The 14,640-nt window shown below is 71.9% G+C and carries 13 protein-coding genes; 8 read left to right on the forward strand and 5 right to left on the reverse strand.

Annotation, left to right across the window (positions count from 1 at the left end):
- Positions 1 to 91 precede the first annotated feature (91 nt).
- From M4J07_RS26260 to M4J07_RS26290, 7 genes are all read left to right on the forward strand, one after another.
- Positions 92 to 517 (forward strand): GNAT family N-acetyltransferase, encoded by a 426-nt coding sequence (locus M4J07_RS26260; RefSeq protein ID WP_255975482.1) that lies wholly within the window; start codon positions 92 to 94, stop codon positions 515 to 517.
- A gap of 171 nt (positions 518 to 688) precedes the next feature.
- Positions 689 to 1,987, forward strand: a complete 1,299-nt coding sequence (locus M4J07_RS26265; protein ID WP_255975483.1) for an ABC transporter substrate-binding protein — start codon at positions 689 to 691, stop codon at positions 1,985 to 1,987.
- A gap of 49 nt (positions 1,988 to 2,036) precedes the next feature.
- The gene (locus M4J07_RS26270; protein WP_255975484.1) at positions 2,037 to 3,005 is read left to right on the forward strand and encodes a carbohydrate ABC transporter permease; all 969 of its coding nucleotides are present in this window, start codon (positions 2,037 to 2,039) and stop codon (positions 3,003 to 3,005) included.
- A gap of 2 nt (positions 3,006 to 3,007) precedes the next feature.
- Positions 3,008 to 3,886, forward strand: coding sequence for a carbohydrate ABC transporter permease (locus tag M4J07_RS26275; protein WP_374215084.1), 879 nt, complete (start codon positions 3,008 to 3,010; stop codon positions 3,884 to 3,886).
- A gap of 8 nt (positions 3,887 to 3,894) precedes the next feature.
- Positions 3,895 to 4,494: a hypothetical protein gene (locus M4J07_RS26280; RefSeq protein ID WP_255975485.1), complete on the forward strand. Its 600-nt coding sequence runs from the start codon at positions 3,895 to 3,897 to the stop codon at positions 4,492 to 4,494.
- A gap of 96 nt (positions 4,495 to 4,590) precedes the next feature.
- Entirely contained in the window at positions 4,591 to 5,607 is a 1,017-nt protein-coding gene (locus M4J07_RS26285) for a LacI family DNA-binding transcriptional regulator (protein ID WP_255975486.1), read from the forward strand.
- A 2-nt stretch (positions 5,608 to 5,609) separates the two neighbouring features.
- A complete protein-coding gene (locus M4J07_RS26290) occupies positions 5,610 to 6,923 on the forward strand; it encodes a Gfo/Idh/MocA family oxidoreductase (protein ID WP_255975487.1) in 1,314 nt (437 codons plus the stop codon).
- Between the two features lie 206 nt (positions 6,924 to 7,129).
- On the opposite strand, the gene M4J07_RS26295 is transcribed toward M4J07_RS26290, so the two are convergent.
- Positions 7,130 to 8,545 (reverse strand): APC family permease, encoded by a 1,416-nt coding sequence (locus M4J07_RS26295; RefSeq protein WP_255975488.1) that lies wholly within the window; start codon positions 8,543 to 8,545, stop codon positions 7,130 to 7,132.
- Positions 8,546 to 8,937: 392 nt separating this feature from the next.
- On the opposite strand from M4J07_RS26295, the gene M4J07_RS26300 reads away from it, so the two are divergent.
- The gene (locus M4J07_RS26300; RefSeq protein ID WP_255975489.1) at positions 8,938 to 9,498 is read left to right on the forward strand and encodes a hypothetical protein; all 561 of its coding nucleotides are present in this window, start codon (positions 8,938 to 8,940) and stop codon (positions 9,496 to 9,498) included.
- A 59-nt stretch (positions 9,499 to 9,557) separates the two neighbouring features.
- Here M4J07_RS26300 and mmsA read toward each other — a convergent pair whose 3' ends face one another.
- From mmsA to M4J07_RS26320, 4 genes are all read right to left on the reverse strand, one after another.
- Positions 9,558 to 11,066, reverse strand: coding sequence for a CoA-acylating methylmalonate-semialdehyde dehydrogenase (gene mmsA / locus M4J07_RS26305; protein ID WP_255975490.1), 1,509 nt, complete (start codon positions 11,064 to 11,066; stop codon positions 9,558 to 9,560).
- A gap of 22 nt (positions 11,067 to 11,088) precedes the next feature.
- On the reverse strand, positions 11,089 to 12,963 hold the full coding sequence (gene iolD / locus M4J07_RS26310; RefSeq protein WP_255975491.1) for a 3D-(3,5/4)-trihydroxycyclohexane-1,2-dione acylhydrolase (decyclizing): 1,875 nt from the start codon (positions 12,961 to 12,963) through the stop codon (positions 11,089 to 11,091).
- Positions 12,960 to 13,766 carry a 5-deoxy-glucuronate isomerase gene (gene iolB, locus M4J07_RS26315; protein WP_255975492.1) on the reverse strand — a complete coding sequence of 269 codons (807 nt, stop codon included), beginning with the start codon at positions 13,764 to 13,766 and terminating at the stop codon, positions 12,960 to 12,962. Before iolB ends, iolD begins: the two co-directional genes overlap by 4 nt.
- A gap of 76 nt (positions 13,767 to 13,842) precedes the next feature.
- On the reverse strand, positions 13,843 to 14,640 hold a 798-nt coding region (locus tag M4J07_RS26320), incomplete at its 5' end, for a Cgl0159 family (beta/alpha)8-fold protein (protein ID WP_255975493.1).

Consider the following 14,640-nt stretch of genomic DNA (forward strand, 5'->3'; position numbering starts at 1 on the left):
GGCCTCTCGCGCGCGTCGCGGGCTGCGGGTGAGTGGGGCTTCTCGCACCCGGCAACGCACCCGAGCCCGGCAGATGCGGGACGCTGGTGGGATGCGGATCGTACGAGCCACCACCACGCCCCAACTCCTCACCGCCTCCGCCCTCTTCGACGCCCCACCCCACCCGCACCACGCGGCAGCGTTCCTCGCGGCGCCCGGTCACCACCTCTTCCTCGCCCACGAGGACGACCTCACCCCGGACCCCGTCGGCTTCATCAGCGGCGTGGAGACGCTGCACCCCGACAAGGGCCGCGAGATGTTCCTGTACGAACTCGCCGTCGCCGAACCGTTCCGACGCCGCCGCATCGGCCACGCCCTGATCCGCACGCTCGCGGACCTGGCCGCGGAACTCGGCTGCTACGACATGTGGGTCGGCGTGGACACGGACAACGACGCGGCGCTCGCCGCGTACCGCGCCGCGGGCGGCACCGACGAAGGGCCCTGCCGGATCGTCACATGGGACCTCGGGCAGAGCTGACGTCGTCGATCCTGCAAGCGCTCGCAGAAACCGTCAAGAGGGCCGAGCACACCGGAACCCCACCCCCGTAACTCCTCACAGAAAGCGCTTGCGAGATCCATTGACGGCGCTGCGAGCGCGTGCAAAGGTCCCACCTCGACACCGCCGTCGAGCCGCACGTGGAGGCCCCCCATGGGCAAGGAAGCCCCCTCCCGCCGCACCGCCCTGTCCGCCCTGCTGGCCGCCGGCCTCGGCACCGCGCTCACCGCCTGCGGCGGACCGTCCCGGTCCGTCGGCGCCGGGGGCACCGTGACCCTGCGCTACTTCTTCTGGGGCGACAGCGGCCGCGCCGAACTGATCAACAAGTGCATCGCCGTCTTCGAGAAGGCCAACCCCAAGATCAGGGTCAAGTCGAGCTTCGCGGCCTTCGACTCGTTCTGGCCGAAGCTGAGCACCGCCGCCGCGGGCGGCAACCCGCCCGACGTCATGCACATCGACTACGCCTGGATCCGCACGCTCGGCGAACACGGTGTGCTCGCCGACCTCGGCGACCACACCGGTCCCGGCAAGGAGATCGACGCCTCCACCCTCGTGTCGTCGCTGCGCACGGCGGGCATGGTGGAGGACCGCCGGGTCGCGCTGCCGCTGTCGCACAACAGCGTCTCGCTGCAGTACGACGCGAAGGTGTGGGCCGACGCCGGGGCCAGGCCGCCGAGCGCTGCGGACGCGCCGATGGGCTGGGACACGTTCATGGAGCAGGCCCTGAAGGTGACCCGGCACACCGGCCGGAAGCAGTTCGGCATGGACAACCCGGGCCAGAACTACCTCGGCGTCGAGCTGTGGATGCGCCAGCAGGGCAAGCAGATGTGGACCGAGAAGGGCGAACTCGGCTTCAGCCGCGACGACATGAGCCGCTACTTCGGCCAGGTCGACGGCTGGCGCAGGGAGGGCGCGCTCGCGGGCCCCGACGTGGTCCTGGAGTCGCTGCCCGGCTTCCCCATCTCCACCCGCCGCGTCGCCTCCAACCTGGAGTGGGACAACCAGGCGGGCGGCCGCAGCGCGATGCGCGGCAGCAAGCTCTCGCTCGGCTTCGTCCCCACCGACACCGCCCGGTCGGGCATCTACGCCAAGCCCGGCATGCTGCTCAGCGCCGCCGCGAAGAGCCCGTACATCAGCGAGGCCGCCCGGTTCATCGACTTCATGATCAACGACCGGCGGGTCGCGAAGATCCTCGGCACGAACATCGGGATGCCGCCCACCACCAGCCAGGAGGGTGCCGCGGAGGTGACCGATCCGGCGGTGCGCCAGGTCCAGGCGTACGAGAAGGCGGTCGCGGCGACCCTCGCGCCGACGCCGCCACCACCGGCCGACGGCGGCGCCTCGCTCAACGTCTACCTGCAGCGCGTCGCCGAGAAGCTCTTCTACGAGCGCGTCTCCGTGGACCACGCCGTGGACCTCTTCTTCGACCAGGCGAAGGTCGTCCTCGCCTGACGGCGGGACCGGCACCGGCCCTTCTCCCCCCTCAACGTACGGAGCCCTCATGGCCTCTACGACGACGACCGACGCCGCGATCCCCCGCGCCCGCCGCGGCGACGCCCCCTCCGCCGAGCCCGCGAAGCGGCGCGGGCGCGCGGGCGACCGGTCCGCGTACGTCTTCCTCACCCCGTGGATGATCGGCGCGGCGCTGCTGACGATCGCGCCGATGCTGTTCTCGCTCTACATGTCGTTCACGGACTACAACCTGTTCGACGCGCCGCGCTGGATCGGCCTCGACAACTACAGGCGGCTCCTCTTCGACGACCCGGAGGTCCGCGACACCGTCGGCGTCACCCTGCTGTACGTCGTGGTGGCGACGCCGCTCAAGCTCGCCGCCGCGCTCGGGGTGGCGCTGCTCCTGAACACCCGGCGCAAGGGCCGCAACTTCTACCGGGCCGCGTTCTACATGCCGTCCCTGATCGGCGCGAGCGTCGGCGCGGCCATCGTGTGGCGGCTGCTGTTCTCCACCGGCAGCGTCGTGGACGGCTTCCTCGGCGCGTTCGGCGTGCACACCGGCGGCTGGATCTCCGACCCCGACTGGTCGTTGATGTCGCTCGTGGCGCTGTCCGTGTGGCAGTTCGGCGCCCCGATGGTGATCTTCCTGGCGGCGCTGCAGCAGATCCCGCGCGATCTGTACGAGGCCGCGGAGATCGACGGGGCGGGCCCGTGGCGCCGCTTCGTCTCGGTGACCGTCCCCATGCTGTCCCCGGTGATCTTCTTCAACCTGGTCCTGGAGATGGTGCACGCCTTCCAGATGTTCAACTCGGCGTTCGTGCTCTCCAACGGCACCGGCGGCCCGGCGGGCTCCACCCACGTCTACTCGATGTACCTCTACGAACTCGGCTTCAACGACTTCCGGATGGGCTACGCGGCCGCCCTGACCTGGGTGCTGCTGCTGGTCGTCGGCGTGATCACCGCGGTGCTGTTCAAGACGTCGGGCCGCTGGGTCCACTACGCGGGCGAGGAGAAGTGACCGTGACGACCACCCCTGTACAGATCCCCGCCCCTGCCGCGGCGCCCCGCGCCCGGTCCCGTTCGCTGGCCTGGCACGTGGGTGCGGTGGCCCTGCTCCTCGTCCTGCTCTATCCGGTCCTATGGGTGTTCACCGCGTCGGTGAAGCCGGCCGACGAGATCATCTCCAGCTTCGACCTGCTGCCGTCGAAGGTCAGCTGGAGCGGCTTCGGCACGGCCCTGGACGGCATCGCCGAGGTCCCCGCCTGGCGGTTCTTCACCAACTCGCTGATCCTGTCGCTCGGCTCGGTGGTCGGCAACGTCCTGTCGTGCTCGATCGCCGCGTACGCCTTCGCCCGGCTGCGGTTCCGCGGCCGCGGCCCGATGTTCGCGATCATGATCGGCACGATCCTGCTGCCGACCCATCTGCTGCTCATCCCGCAGTACACGATGTTCCAGAAGGCCGGCCTGGTCGACACGTACGTGCCGCTGCTCCTGGGCAAGTTCCTCGCCACGGACGCGTTCTTCGTGTTCCTGATGGTGCAGTTCGTGCGCAACCTGCCGCGCAGCCTCGACGAGGCGGCGCTCATCGACGGCTGCGGCCACTTCCGCATCTTCGGCCACATCGTCCTGCCGCTGCTGCGCCCGGCGCTGATCACGACGGCGATCTTCACCTTCATCTGGTCGTGGAACGACTTCTTCGCGCCGCTGATCTACCTCCAGTCACCGGAGAAGTACCCGCTGCCGCTGGCCCTGCGGCTGTTCGTCGACTCGACGAGCAGCCAGGACTACGGGGCGATGCTCGGCATGTCGGTGCTGTCGCTGCTGCCCGTGATCGCGTTCTTCGTGGCCTTCCAGCGGCTGCTGATCGAGGGCGCGGCGACGTCCGGCCTGAAGGGATGACGCGGCCCATGACCGGTCGACGTGACACCCCGTACGGCGAGCGCTTCACGCTCTTCGCCGAAGTGCTGTGGATCGGCGTGCTCGTGGCGGCCGGCTCGCTGCTCGTGGTCACCTGGCCGGCCGCGACGGCGGCGGGCTGCGCCGCGGTCCGGCGCTGTCTGCCGGACGGCCCCTCGCCCGGTACGGCACGGCGGTTCGCGGCGGACTGGCGGGCCGCGCTGCCCGGCGGGACGAAGGTCGGCGCCGCCGGTCTGCTCGCCCTAGGCTTCCTCGCCGCCGATCTGCGGCTGGCCGCCGTCGCGGGCGACCTGCCGTTCTTCTGGCTCCTCGCGCTCGTGATCGCGGGGGCGGCCGGGGCGGTGGTCGTGTACCAGGTCCGGATGGCGGCGACCTGGTCCGCGACGTCCCGCTGGTCCCGGCCGGCCCGCGATCCGTCGGGCACGGCGATGCTGGCGGGAGCGGTGCTGGTGTCGGCGGTCTGCGTGTGGCAACTCCTGCTGCTCGCTCCGCTGGTGGCGGGGGTGTTGTCCCTGGCCGCCGTCGCCGTCGACCGGCGCCGCACGGGGCTCCGCCCCGGACCCCGCTCCTCAATCGCCGGAGAGGCTTGATCAGCGAACTGCGCGACCAGCCACGGCGAGAGTCGCGGCTGCCGGACGAACAGCAATCAGCTACGGCGCGAACGCACCACCCAGGAGGGGGACCACATGAACGAGGCCGACCCGAGACGCGGCAGCGCAAGCGCCGAGGACGTAGCGGCCGGCGCAGGCGTGTCCCCGTCCACCGTGAGCCGCTGCTTCGCCTCCCCGGACCAGGTCCGCCCCGAGACCCGCCGAAAGGTCCTCGCGGCAGCGGAGCGCCTCGGCTACCGCCCCAACCGGATCGCCCGCTCCCTGGCCCTCGGCCGCACCGGCACGCTCGGCCTGATCGTCCCCGACATCGCCAACCCGTTCTTCGCCGTGATCGTCAAGGCGGTCCAGGCCCGCGCCCGCCGCAAGGACTACGCGGTGTTCCTCGCGGACACCGACGAACACCCCGACGACGAGTACGAGTTGGCGCTGACGCTGGCCCGCCAGGTCGACGGGCTGCTGCTCGTCGCCCCGAGGATGACCGGCGACCGGCTCGGCGAGGTCGTCCGGCAGGTGCCGAGCGTCGCCGTGAACCGGAGCGTGGCCGGGGTGCCGTCCGTCGTCGCCCCCAGCGAGGACGGCCTGCGCCAGGCGGTGGCCCATCTGCACGCGCTCGGCCACCGCCACCTGGCCCTGGTCCTGGGGGCCCGCAACTCCTGGTCGAGCGAGCAGCGCGGCCACGCCGTACGGTTCGCGGCCGAGCAACTCCGCGTGAAGGTGACCGAGTTCGGGCCGCACGAACCCAAGTTCCACACCGGTGCGCAGGTCGCCGACCTGGCCCTCGCGGCGGGCGCGACCGCGATCGTCGCGCACAACGACCTGATGGCGCTCGGCGTGCTGTCCCGGCTCGCCGACCGGGGCGTACGCGTCCCGGACGACGTGAGCGTGGTCGGCGCCGACGACACCCTGCTCGCCACCACGGCGACGCCCGCGCTCACCACGGTCCGCATCCCGCTCGACGCGCTCGGCGAACGGGCCGTCGACCTGATGCTGCACCGCCTGGACGACCCCGGCCATCCGCCCCAGGAGGTCGCCCTGGACAGCGAGTTGATAGTCCGCCGCTCGACCGGACCCGCCCCTCGAAAGGACGCCTGACCATGAAGCGCGCCGCGATCATCGGCACCGGCCACCGTGCCCAGATGTACACGAGGGCCCTGGCCGCCCGGGCCCACTACGACGTGGCCCTGCTCGCCGACCCGAGCCCGGCCCGGGTCGCCCACCACAACCGGCTGCTCACCTCGCTCGGCGCACCGGAGGCGGCGGTCTGCGAGCCGGCCGGCTTCGCCGCGGCGCTGCGCGACCACCGCATCGACGAGGTCGTGGTCACCACGGTCGACGCGACGCACCACACGTACATCACGACGGCCCTCGAAGCGGGCTGCCGGGTGGTGACGGAGAAGCCCCTCACCACGGACGCGGCCCGGTGCCGCACCATCCTCGACGCCGTGGACCGCACCGGCGGCGAGCTCTCCGTCGGCTTCAACTACCGCTACAACCCGGCCCACGAGAAGGTCTGGCAGCTGCTGCACGACGGCGCGATCGGCGAGATCCGCTCGGTGCACTTCGAGTGGCTGCTCGACGTGCGGCACGGCGCGGACTACTTCCGCCGCTGGCACCGCGAGAAGCGGCACAGCGGCGGGCTCCTGGTGCACAAGTCGGGCCACCACTTCGACCTGGTCAACTGGTGGCTCGGCGCGGCCCCCGTACGGGTGCACGCGGAGGGCGGGCTGGTCTTCTACGGCCGCGACAACGGCGAACGCACCGGCCTGCGCCGCGACTACGTCCGCGCCCACGGCTCGGCCGCGGCGGCCGACGACCCGTACGCGATCCACCTCGCCGACGACCCGGACCTCGACTCGCTCTACGTCCGGGCGGAGGCCGAGGGCGACCCGTACGTCCGCGACCGGAACGTCTTCGGTGACGACATCGACATCGAGGACGACCTGGCGGTCCTGGTCCGTTACGACTCCGGGGCCACGATGACGTACCACCTCACGGCGTACTCGCCCTGGGAGGGCTACCGGGTGATGTTCAACGGCACCGGCGGGCGGCTGGAGCTGGAGGTCGAGGAGAACACCTGGCAGCAGCCGCGCCCGCCGCGCGGTGCGGCGGGTGCGCACGGCGGGGTGGTGATGGCCAACCCGGGCCGCACCTCGATCCTGCTGCGCCCGCTGTGGGAGGCGCCGCGCGAGGTGCCGTACGAGACGTCGGCGGGGTCGCACGGCGGGGGTGACCTGCGGATGCTGAAGGAACTCTTCGGGCCGCTCGGGGACGGTTCCGACGAGGGGGCCGTGCCGGCCGCGGGGAAGGGGGCGACGGCCCGCGACGGTGCGCTGGCGCTGGCCGTCGGGGTGGCGGGCAACGCCTCCCTGATCTCCGGCGGCCCCGTGGAGACGGCTGACCTCTGGTGACCGGGTGAGTGCGGGTGCGTGGGGGCTGGCCGCGCAGTTCCCCGCGCCCCTGAGAGGCACGCCCTTCGGGCGGCCTCTCCCCGGCGGGGGAAGGCTGCGCGCAGCGCATGCCTTCCAGGGGCGCGGGGCTGTGTCGATCAGCGGCTCCGCCGCGGAGCGCGACCAGCCCCCACCGGGCCGCAGACGCCGACGAAGCAGCGTGAGCGCTACTGCTGGGCGTCCTCCGGGAGGGTGACCAGCCAGCGGGTCTCCCGGCGCGGCCGCAGGTACAGCGCCCAGTACAGGGTCGCCACCGCGGCGATCCCCCCGGTCCACAGCAGGTAGGACGCCTCCTGCTGGCTGAGGATGTACGCCATGACGGCGATCAGCAGCAGCGGGATGCCCGGCCACAGCGGCATGCGCCACGCCGACTGCCCCCGGTGCGCCCCGCGGCGAGCGAACAGCGCGGCGACCGCGACCAGGAGGTACATGCCGGTGACGGAGACGCCGGTGACGCCGTAGAGGGTGTCCAGGTTGACGAAGCACAGGGCGGCGCCGGGGACGCCCACGACGAGCGTGGCGACCCACGGGGAGCCGAACCGGCCGAGCTTGGCCAGGCCCCGGTTGACCGGCTCGAGCCACGCCTTGTCGCGGGCCGACGCGAAGAGCACGCGCGAGTTCTGGATCACCATGACGATGCCCGCGTTGATGATGGCGAGCGCGACACAGAGCGAGACGAAGGTGCCGACGGCCGAGTTCGACCAGGCCTCGACCATGCCGCCGATGTCACCGGAGGTGAGGGCCGCGAGGTCGGGCGCGCCCATGGTGATCGCGACGACCGGGACGAGGATGATCACCGTGGAGATGGCGAGCGTGGCGAGGACCGTGCGGGACACGGACGTGCGGGGGTTCTCCAGCTCCTCGGAGAGGTAGACGGCGGTGGAGAAGCCCTGGGTGATGAAGAGGGCGATGGCCAGGCCGGAGACGACGAGCATGGCGGTGACGGTGTCCGCGTGGCCGTTGCCGCCCGCGACCTCCATCGACACCAGCGAGCCCGCGCCGCGCTCGCTGTGCGCGAAGCCGAGCACGGCGACGACGGCCGCCGCGATGACCTCCAGGACGAGGAAGACTCCGGTGATCCAGGCGTTGGCCCGCAGGTCGAGCAGTCCGGCGAGGGTGGCGAGGAGCATCACGCCCGCGCCCGCGAGCGCCGGGTCGAGGTGCACGATCGGGGCGAGGTAGTCCGCGGTGCCCATCGCGATCACCGGCGGCACGATCATCACGACCAGCAGGGACAGCACGAAGACGAGCCAGCCGGCGAGGCGGCCCGCGAGCGTCGACACCATGGCGTACTCGCCGCCGGCGCTGGGGATGAGCGTGCCCAGCTCCGAGTAGCAGAACGCCACGCCGATGCAGAGCAGGGAGCCGATCGCGATGGTCAGGGCGGTGGCGGTGCCGAGCGAGCCGAACAGGTCGGGGACGACGACGAAGAGCGTGGAGGCGGGCGTCACGCACGACAGCGTGAGCAGGGTGCCGCCGACGACGCCGATGGAACGCTTGAGCTTCTGGGGAGAGCCTTGGGGTGCCGAGTTCGGCAAGGGCTCCACCGATGGGGATACGGCGGGGCGAAGCGTGTCGGTCATGGAGCGGTTCCGATCGACTCGTGCGGCAGGTGGTTCGGGCGGGAGCGCTATCGCCTCCGAAGGCTGTCCTGGTGGTTCCGTGTCCGCTCCCGGCGCGTCATGGAACCCCGCGCGTATCCGGAACGTCAACGGCCGTTTCCCTGCGGATTCCGCACCCTTCACGGCGTCCAACCGCCCGCGCTTCTTTAGCTGTTCGCAAAGTCGGCCGAGTTCCATGCAGTGATTGCGATGTATGACCTTGCTATCCAAGGCGTACCGGCCAGATGGCTTGCGGAGCCCGTTTCATCCCCTACGTACGGGAACCGCAGCCCGGGCTCCGAACTTCGCCGGAATTTGTCCGCAGTCCGGACACCGGCAGGTCCCATTTGTCCCTCGGCTCGGCCGAGGTGAGGATGACGACGACGCTGCCCGGCGGCCAGGCCGTCGCGATGGACGGCACGTACAGCTGGAGCGACGGCTTCGCCTTCGACGTCGACCCGCAGCCCTCCGGCCCGCTCCGGGGCAAGGAGTGGATGAAGGTCGACACCTCCGCCGTGTTCGGCGAGCAGGGCGCGGCCGCGATGCAGAACGGCGCCGACCAGAGCCCCACGCAGGCGCTGAAGCAGCTCAGGTACGCGAGCAACGTGAAGGAACTGGGCGCGACGACGGTCGACGGGCGGTCCGCCACGCGCTACCGCGCGACCCTCGACAAGAAGGCGATGGGCAGAATCGGCGACGCCTGCAACGGCGACGGCCTGGCGAACCGGATGACCGGTGGCGTGGACGAGCTCGTCATCGACGTCTGGCTGGACGGCAAGGACCTACCGGTCCGGATGACGCAGGACATGGGCGCCATGAAGGTGTCGATGGACTTCGAGAAGTTCGGCGGGGCGAAGCGGATCACCCCGCCGCCGGCCGCGCAGACCGGCGACGTCACCGACGAGCTCAAGAACGCCCAGCAGCAACAGGGCTGAGCGCACGCGCGGGGCCCCGGCCGTACCGACGGCCGGGGCCCCGCTCACGTACCGGTGCCTCAGTGGTTGCGCGGGAAGCCCAGGTCCACGCCCGAGGGGGCCTCGGACGGGTCGGGCCAGCGCGTGGTGACGACCTTGCCGCGGGTGTAGAAGTGCGTGCCGTCGTTGCCGTAGATGTGGTGGTCGCCGAAGAGGCTGTCCTTCCAGCCACCGAAGGAGTGGTAGCCCACCGGCACCGGGATCGGCACGTTCACGCCGACCATGCCGGCCTCGACCTCCAGCTGGAAGCGGCGGGCGGCGCCGCCGTCCCGGGTGAAGATCGCCGTGCCGTTGCCGAACGGCGAGGCGTTGATCAGCGCCAGGCCCTCCTCGTACGTGTCGACGCGCAGCACGCAGAGCACCGGGCCGAAGATCTCGTCCTGGTACGCCTTGGCGGAGGTCGGGACGTTGTCGAGGAGCGAGAGGCCGATCCAGTGGCCGTTCTCGTGGCCCTCGACCGTGTAGCCGGTGCCGTCGAGGACGACGTCGCAGCCCTCGGCCGCGGCGCCCTCGACGTACGAGGCGACCTTGTCGCGGTGGACGGCCGTGATGAGCGGGCCCATCTCGGACGCCGGGTCGTTGCCGGGGCCGATCTTGATCTTCTCGGCGCGGTCCTTGATCTTCGCGACGAGCTCGTCGGCGACCGAGCCGACGGCGACGACGGCGGAGATGGCCATGCAGCGCTCACCGGCCGAGCCGTACGCGGCGGAGACGGCGGCGTCCGCGGCCGCGTCCAGGTCGGCGTCGGGCAGCACCAGCATGTGGTTCTTGGCGCCGCCGAGCGCCTGGACGCGCTTGCCGTTGGCGGAGGCGGTGGTGTGGATGTAGCGGGCGATCGGGGTCGAGCCGACGAAGGAGACGGCGGAGACGTCCGGGTGCTCCAGGAGGCGGTCGACGGCGACCTTGTCGCCGTGGACGACGTTGAAGACGCCGTCGGGCAGGCCCGCCTCGGACAGCAGCTCCGCGATCTTCAGCGACGCCGAGGGGTCCTTCTCCGACGGCTTCAGGACGAAGGTGTTGCCGCACGCGATGGCGATCGGGAACATCCACATCGGCACCATGGCCGGGAAGTTGAACGGCGTGATGCCGGCCACGACGCCCAGCGGCTGCCGGATCGAGGACACGTCCACGCGGCTGGCGACCTGCGTCGACAGCTCACCCTTGAGCTGGACGTTGATGCCGCAGGCCAGGTCGACGATCTCCAGGCCGCGGGCCACCTCGCCGAGCGCGTCCGAGTGCACCTTGCCGTGCTCGGCGGTGATCAGCTCGGCGATCGCGTCCCGGTTGGCGTCGAGCAGCGCGCGGAAGCGGAAGAGGATCTCGGTGCGCTTGGCGAGGGACGACTGGCCCCACGTCGCGTACGCCTCCTTGGCGGCGGCGACGGCCGCGTCCACCTCCTCGACCGAGGCGAAGTCGACCTGGGTGGTCACGGCGCCGGTCGCCGGGTCGGTCACCGGGCCGTGGTTGCCCGATGCGCCCTCGACGGTCTTGCCGCCGATCCAGTGGTGGACCAACTTCGTGTCAGACATATGGGGCAACTCCTGTTACGTCTCAGAGGTGGCGGCGTCGGGCGGTGACGTGCCGGTCGTACTCCTCGCGGGCCTTGACGGCGGACGGTCGGTCGGCTGTCTCGGCCACGGGCACATCCCACCACGCCTGCGCCGGAGGCGGGCCCGACACTGTGTCTGCCGTTTCGGTCTCGACGTAGACACATGTGGGGCGGGTGGCGGCGCGCGCCGCGGCCAGCGCCTCGCGCAGCTCCCTGACCGTCTTCGCCCGGTGCACGTCCATGCCGAGGCTGGCCGCGTTGGCGGCGAGGTCGACGGGGAGCGGGGCGCCCGTGTACCCCGCGCCCTCGCGGTACCGGTAGCCCGTCGCGAACCCCTCCGCGCCCACGGACGCGGAGAGCCCGCCGATCGAGGCGTACCCGTGGTTCTGCAGGACGACGACCTTGACCGGGACGTTCTCCTGCACGGCGGTGACGATCTCGGTCGGCATCATCAGGTACGTGCCGTCGCCGACCAGCGCCCACACCGGCCGGCCGGGCGCGGCGAGGGCGACCCCGATCGAGGCGGGGATCTCGTAGCCCATGCAGGAGTAGCCGTACTCGACGTGGTACTGGTCGCGGGAGCGGGTCCGCCACAGCTTGTGCAGGTCGCCGGGGAGCGAGCCGGCCGCGTTGATCAGGATGTCGTCGCCGGTCACCAGCGCGTCGAGGACGCCGAGGACCTGGGCCTGGGTGGGGCGGACGAGGTCGTCGTCGGCGGCGTAGCAGGCGTCGACGCGGTGTTCCCAGCGTTCCTTGTCGTCGGTGTACTCGGTGATGTGGGCGGGCTCGGCCCGGTACCCGGCGACGGCCTCGCGCAGGGCGGTCAGGCCCGTGCGGGCGTCGGCGACCAGCGGCAGCGCGGCCAGTTTGTGCGCGTCGAACGCGGCGACGTTCAGGTTCAGGAACCGGACCCCGGGGTCCTCGAAGAGCGTGCCGGAGGCCGTCGTGAAGTCGGAGTAGCGGGTGCCGACGCCGATCACCAGGTCGGCGGTGCGGGCCAGTTCGTCGGCGGTGGCGGTGCCGGTGTGGCCGATGCCGCCGACGTCGGCCGGGTGGTCGTGGCGCAGGGAGCCCTTGCCGGCCTGCGTGGACGCGACGGGGATGCCGGTGGCGTCCGCGAACGCCGCGAGGGCGGCCTCCGCGCCGCTGTGGTGCACGCCGCCGCCGGCGATCACCAGGGGCCGCCGCGCCGACCTCAACGCCTGTGCGGCGGCGGCGAGTTCGGCCGGATCGGGGGCGGGGCGGCGGATCGCCCAGACGCGCTCGGCGAAGAACTCCTCCGGCCAGTCGTACGCCTCCGCCTGCACGTCCTGCGGCAGCGCGAGGGTGACGGCGCCGGTGTCGACCGGGTCGGTGAGCACCCGCATCGCGGCGAGCGCGGCCGGGACCAGCTGCTCGGGCCGGGTGATCCGGTCGAAGTACTTCGACACGGGCCGCAGGCAGTCGTTGACCGACACGTCGCCCGCGTAGGGGACTTCGAGCTGCTGGAGGACGGGGTCGGCGGGCCGCGCCGCGAACACGTCGCCGGGCAGCAGCAGGACGGGCAGGTGGTTGATGGTGGCGAGGGCGGCGCCGGTGACGAGGTTGGTGGCGCCCGGCCCGATGGAGGTGGTCACCGCGTGGGTGGCGAGACGGCCGCTCTGGCGGGCGTACCCGACGGCCGCGTGCACCATCGCCTGCTCGTTGCGCCCCTGGTGGAACGGCATCTCGTCGGCGTACTGGACGAGCGCCTGGCCGAGCCCCGCGACGTTGCCGTGGCCGAAGATGCCCCAGGTCGCGCCGATCAGCCGCCGCCGGTCGCCGTCGCGCTCGGTGTACTGGCGGGCGAGGAAGCGGACGAGGGCCTGGGCCGTGGTGAGCCGTACGGTTCCGGTCATCGGTATCCCTCCGTCACGTGGTCGGGGTGGAAGCAGATCCGCCACTCCCGCTCCTCGCCCGGCCCCGCCATCACGTTCAGGTAGTACATGGCGTGTCCCGGCTGGGCGATCGACGGGCCGTGCCAGCCGTCCGGGACGAGGACCGCGTCACCGCCGCGGACCTCGGCGAGCAGATCCGTACCACCGGGCCGGGAGGGCGACACCCGCTGGTAGCCGTAGCCACCCTCGCCGTCGATCTCGAAGTAGTAGATCTCCTCGAGCAGCGACTCGACGCCGGGCCGGTGCTCGTCGTGCTTGTGCGGCGGGTACGAGGACCAGTTCCCGCCGGGGGTGATCACCTCCACGGCGATCAGCTGGTCGCAGTCGAAGGTGCCGGCGGCGGCGAAGTTGCGCACCTGCCGGGCGCTGGTGCCGCTGCCGCGGGCCTCGACGGGTACCTCCGGCGCGGGGCCGTAGCGGACGGGGAGTCGTCGCCCGCACTTCGCTCCTGCCAGGGCGAAGCGGCCTCCCGCACCGGAGGCGATCTCTGCGCGAGTGTCGCGCGGGACGTAAGCGAAGTCGCTCGCGCCGCTGAACACGCTGTCCCTGCCCAGGAGTTCGATGATCCGCCCTTCCACACCGACGGAGCAACCACCTGACAGGGGCAGCACGATCCATTCACTCTCGCCGGTGTCGAGGACGTGCCGCTGCCCGGCGTCCAGTTCGAGCACGCGCAGGCCCGCGCGGGACCAGCCGGTCTTGTCCGGATCGACGAGCAGGGCGTACGGACCGTCGGCCGCGGCCCCCTTCGGGAGGTACGTCATGACTCCACTGTCCTCCTCTGTCCTTCGTGTAGCTCTGTCCCTCGCGGGGATGAACGCGGCCGGAACGCCGGGTGGGTCACAGCAGCCCGACGGCGGTGTCGACCGCCCCGGCGACGTCGCCGTCCACCGGGTACAGCAGCGAGCGCCCGACCACCAGGCCCTGGACGGTGGGCAGTTGGAGCGCGCCGCGCCACTTCTCGTACGTGGCGTCCTGGTCGCCGTCCTTGATGTCGCCGCCGAGCAGCACGGCGGGCAGCGTCGAGGTCTCCATGACGCGGGCCATGGCGTCCGGGTCGTCGGTGACCGGGACCTTCAGCCAGGTGTACGCGGAGGTGCCGCCGAGGCCGGAGGCGATGGCGATGGACCGGACGACGGCCTCCGGGCTCAGGTCGTTGCGCAGCAGGCCCGTTGCGGGCTCGCGGCGGGACAGGAACGGTTCGACGAAGACCGGCAGCCGGCGCCGGGCCATCGCGTCGACGGCACGGGCGGCGGCCTCCATCGTGCGCAGCGAGCCCGCGTCCTCGTGGTCGATCCGCAGCAGCAGCTTCCCGGCGTCGAAGCCGAGCCGGTCCAGGTCCTCCGCCCGGTACCCGGTGAACCGGTCGTCCATCTCGAACGAGGCGCCCGCGAGTCCGCCCCGGTTCATCGACCCGATGACGATCTTGCCGTCCAGCGCGCCGAGCAGCAGCAGGTCGTCCAGTACGTCGGCGGAGGCGAGCACGCCGTCGACCCCGGGCCGCGACAGCGCGAGGCACAGCCGCCCGAGGAGGTCCCCCCGGTCGGCCATGGCGAACGCCCGCTCCCCGGCACCGAGGGCGCCGCGGGCCGGGTGATCGGCGGCGATGATCATCAGCCGGGCCCCGGCCCCGGGCAG

It is taken from the genome of Streptomyces longispororuber (assembly GCF_024448165.1).
Taxonomy (GTDB): Bacteria; Actinomycetota; Actinomycetes; order Streptomycetales; family Streptomycetaceae; genus Streptomyces; species Streptomyces longispororuber_A.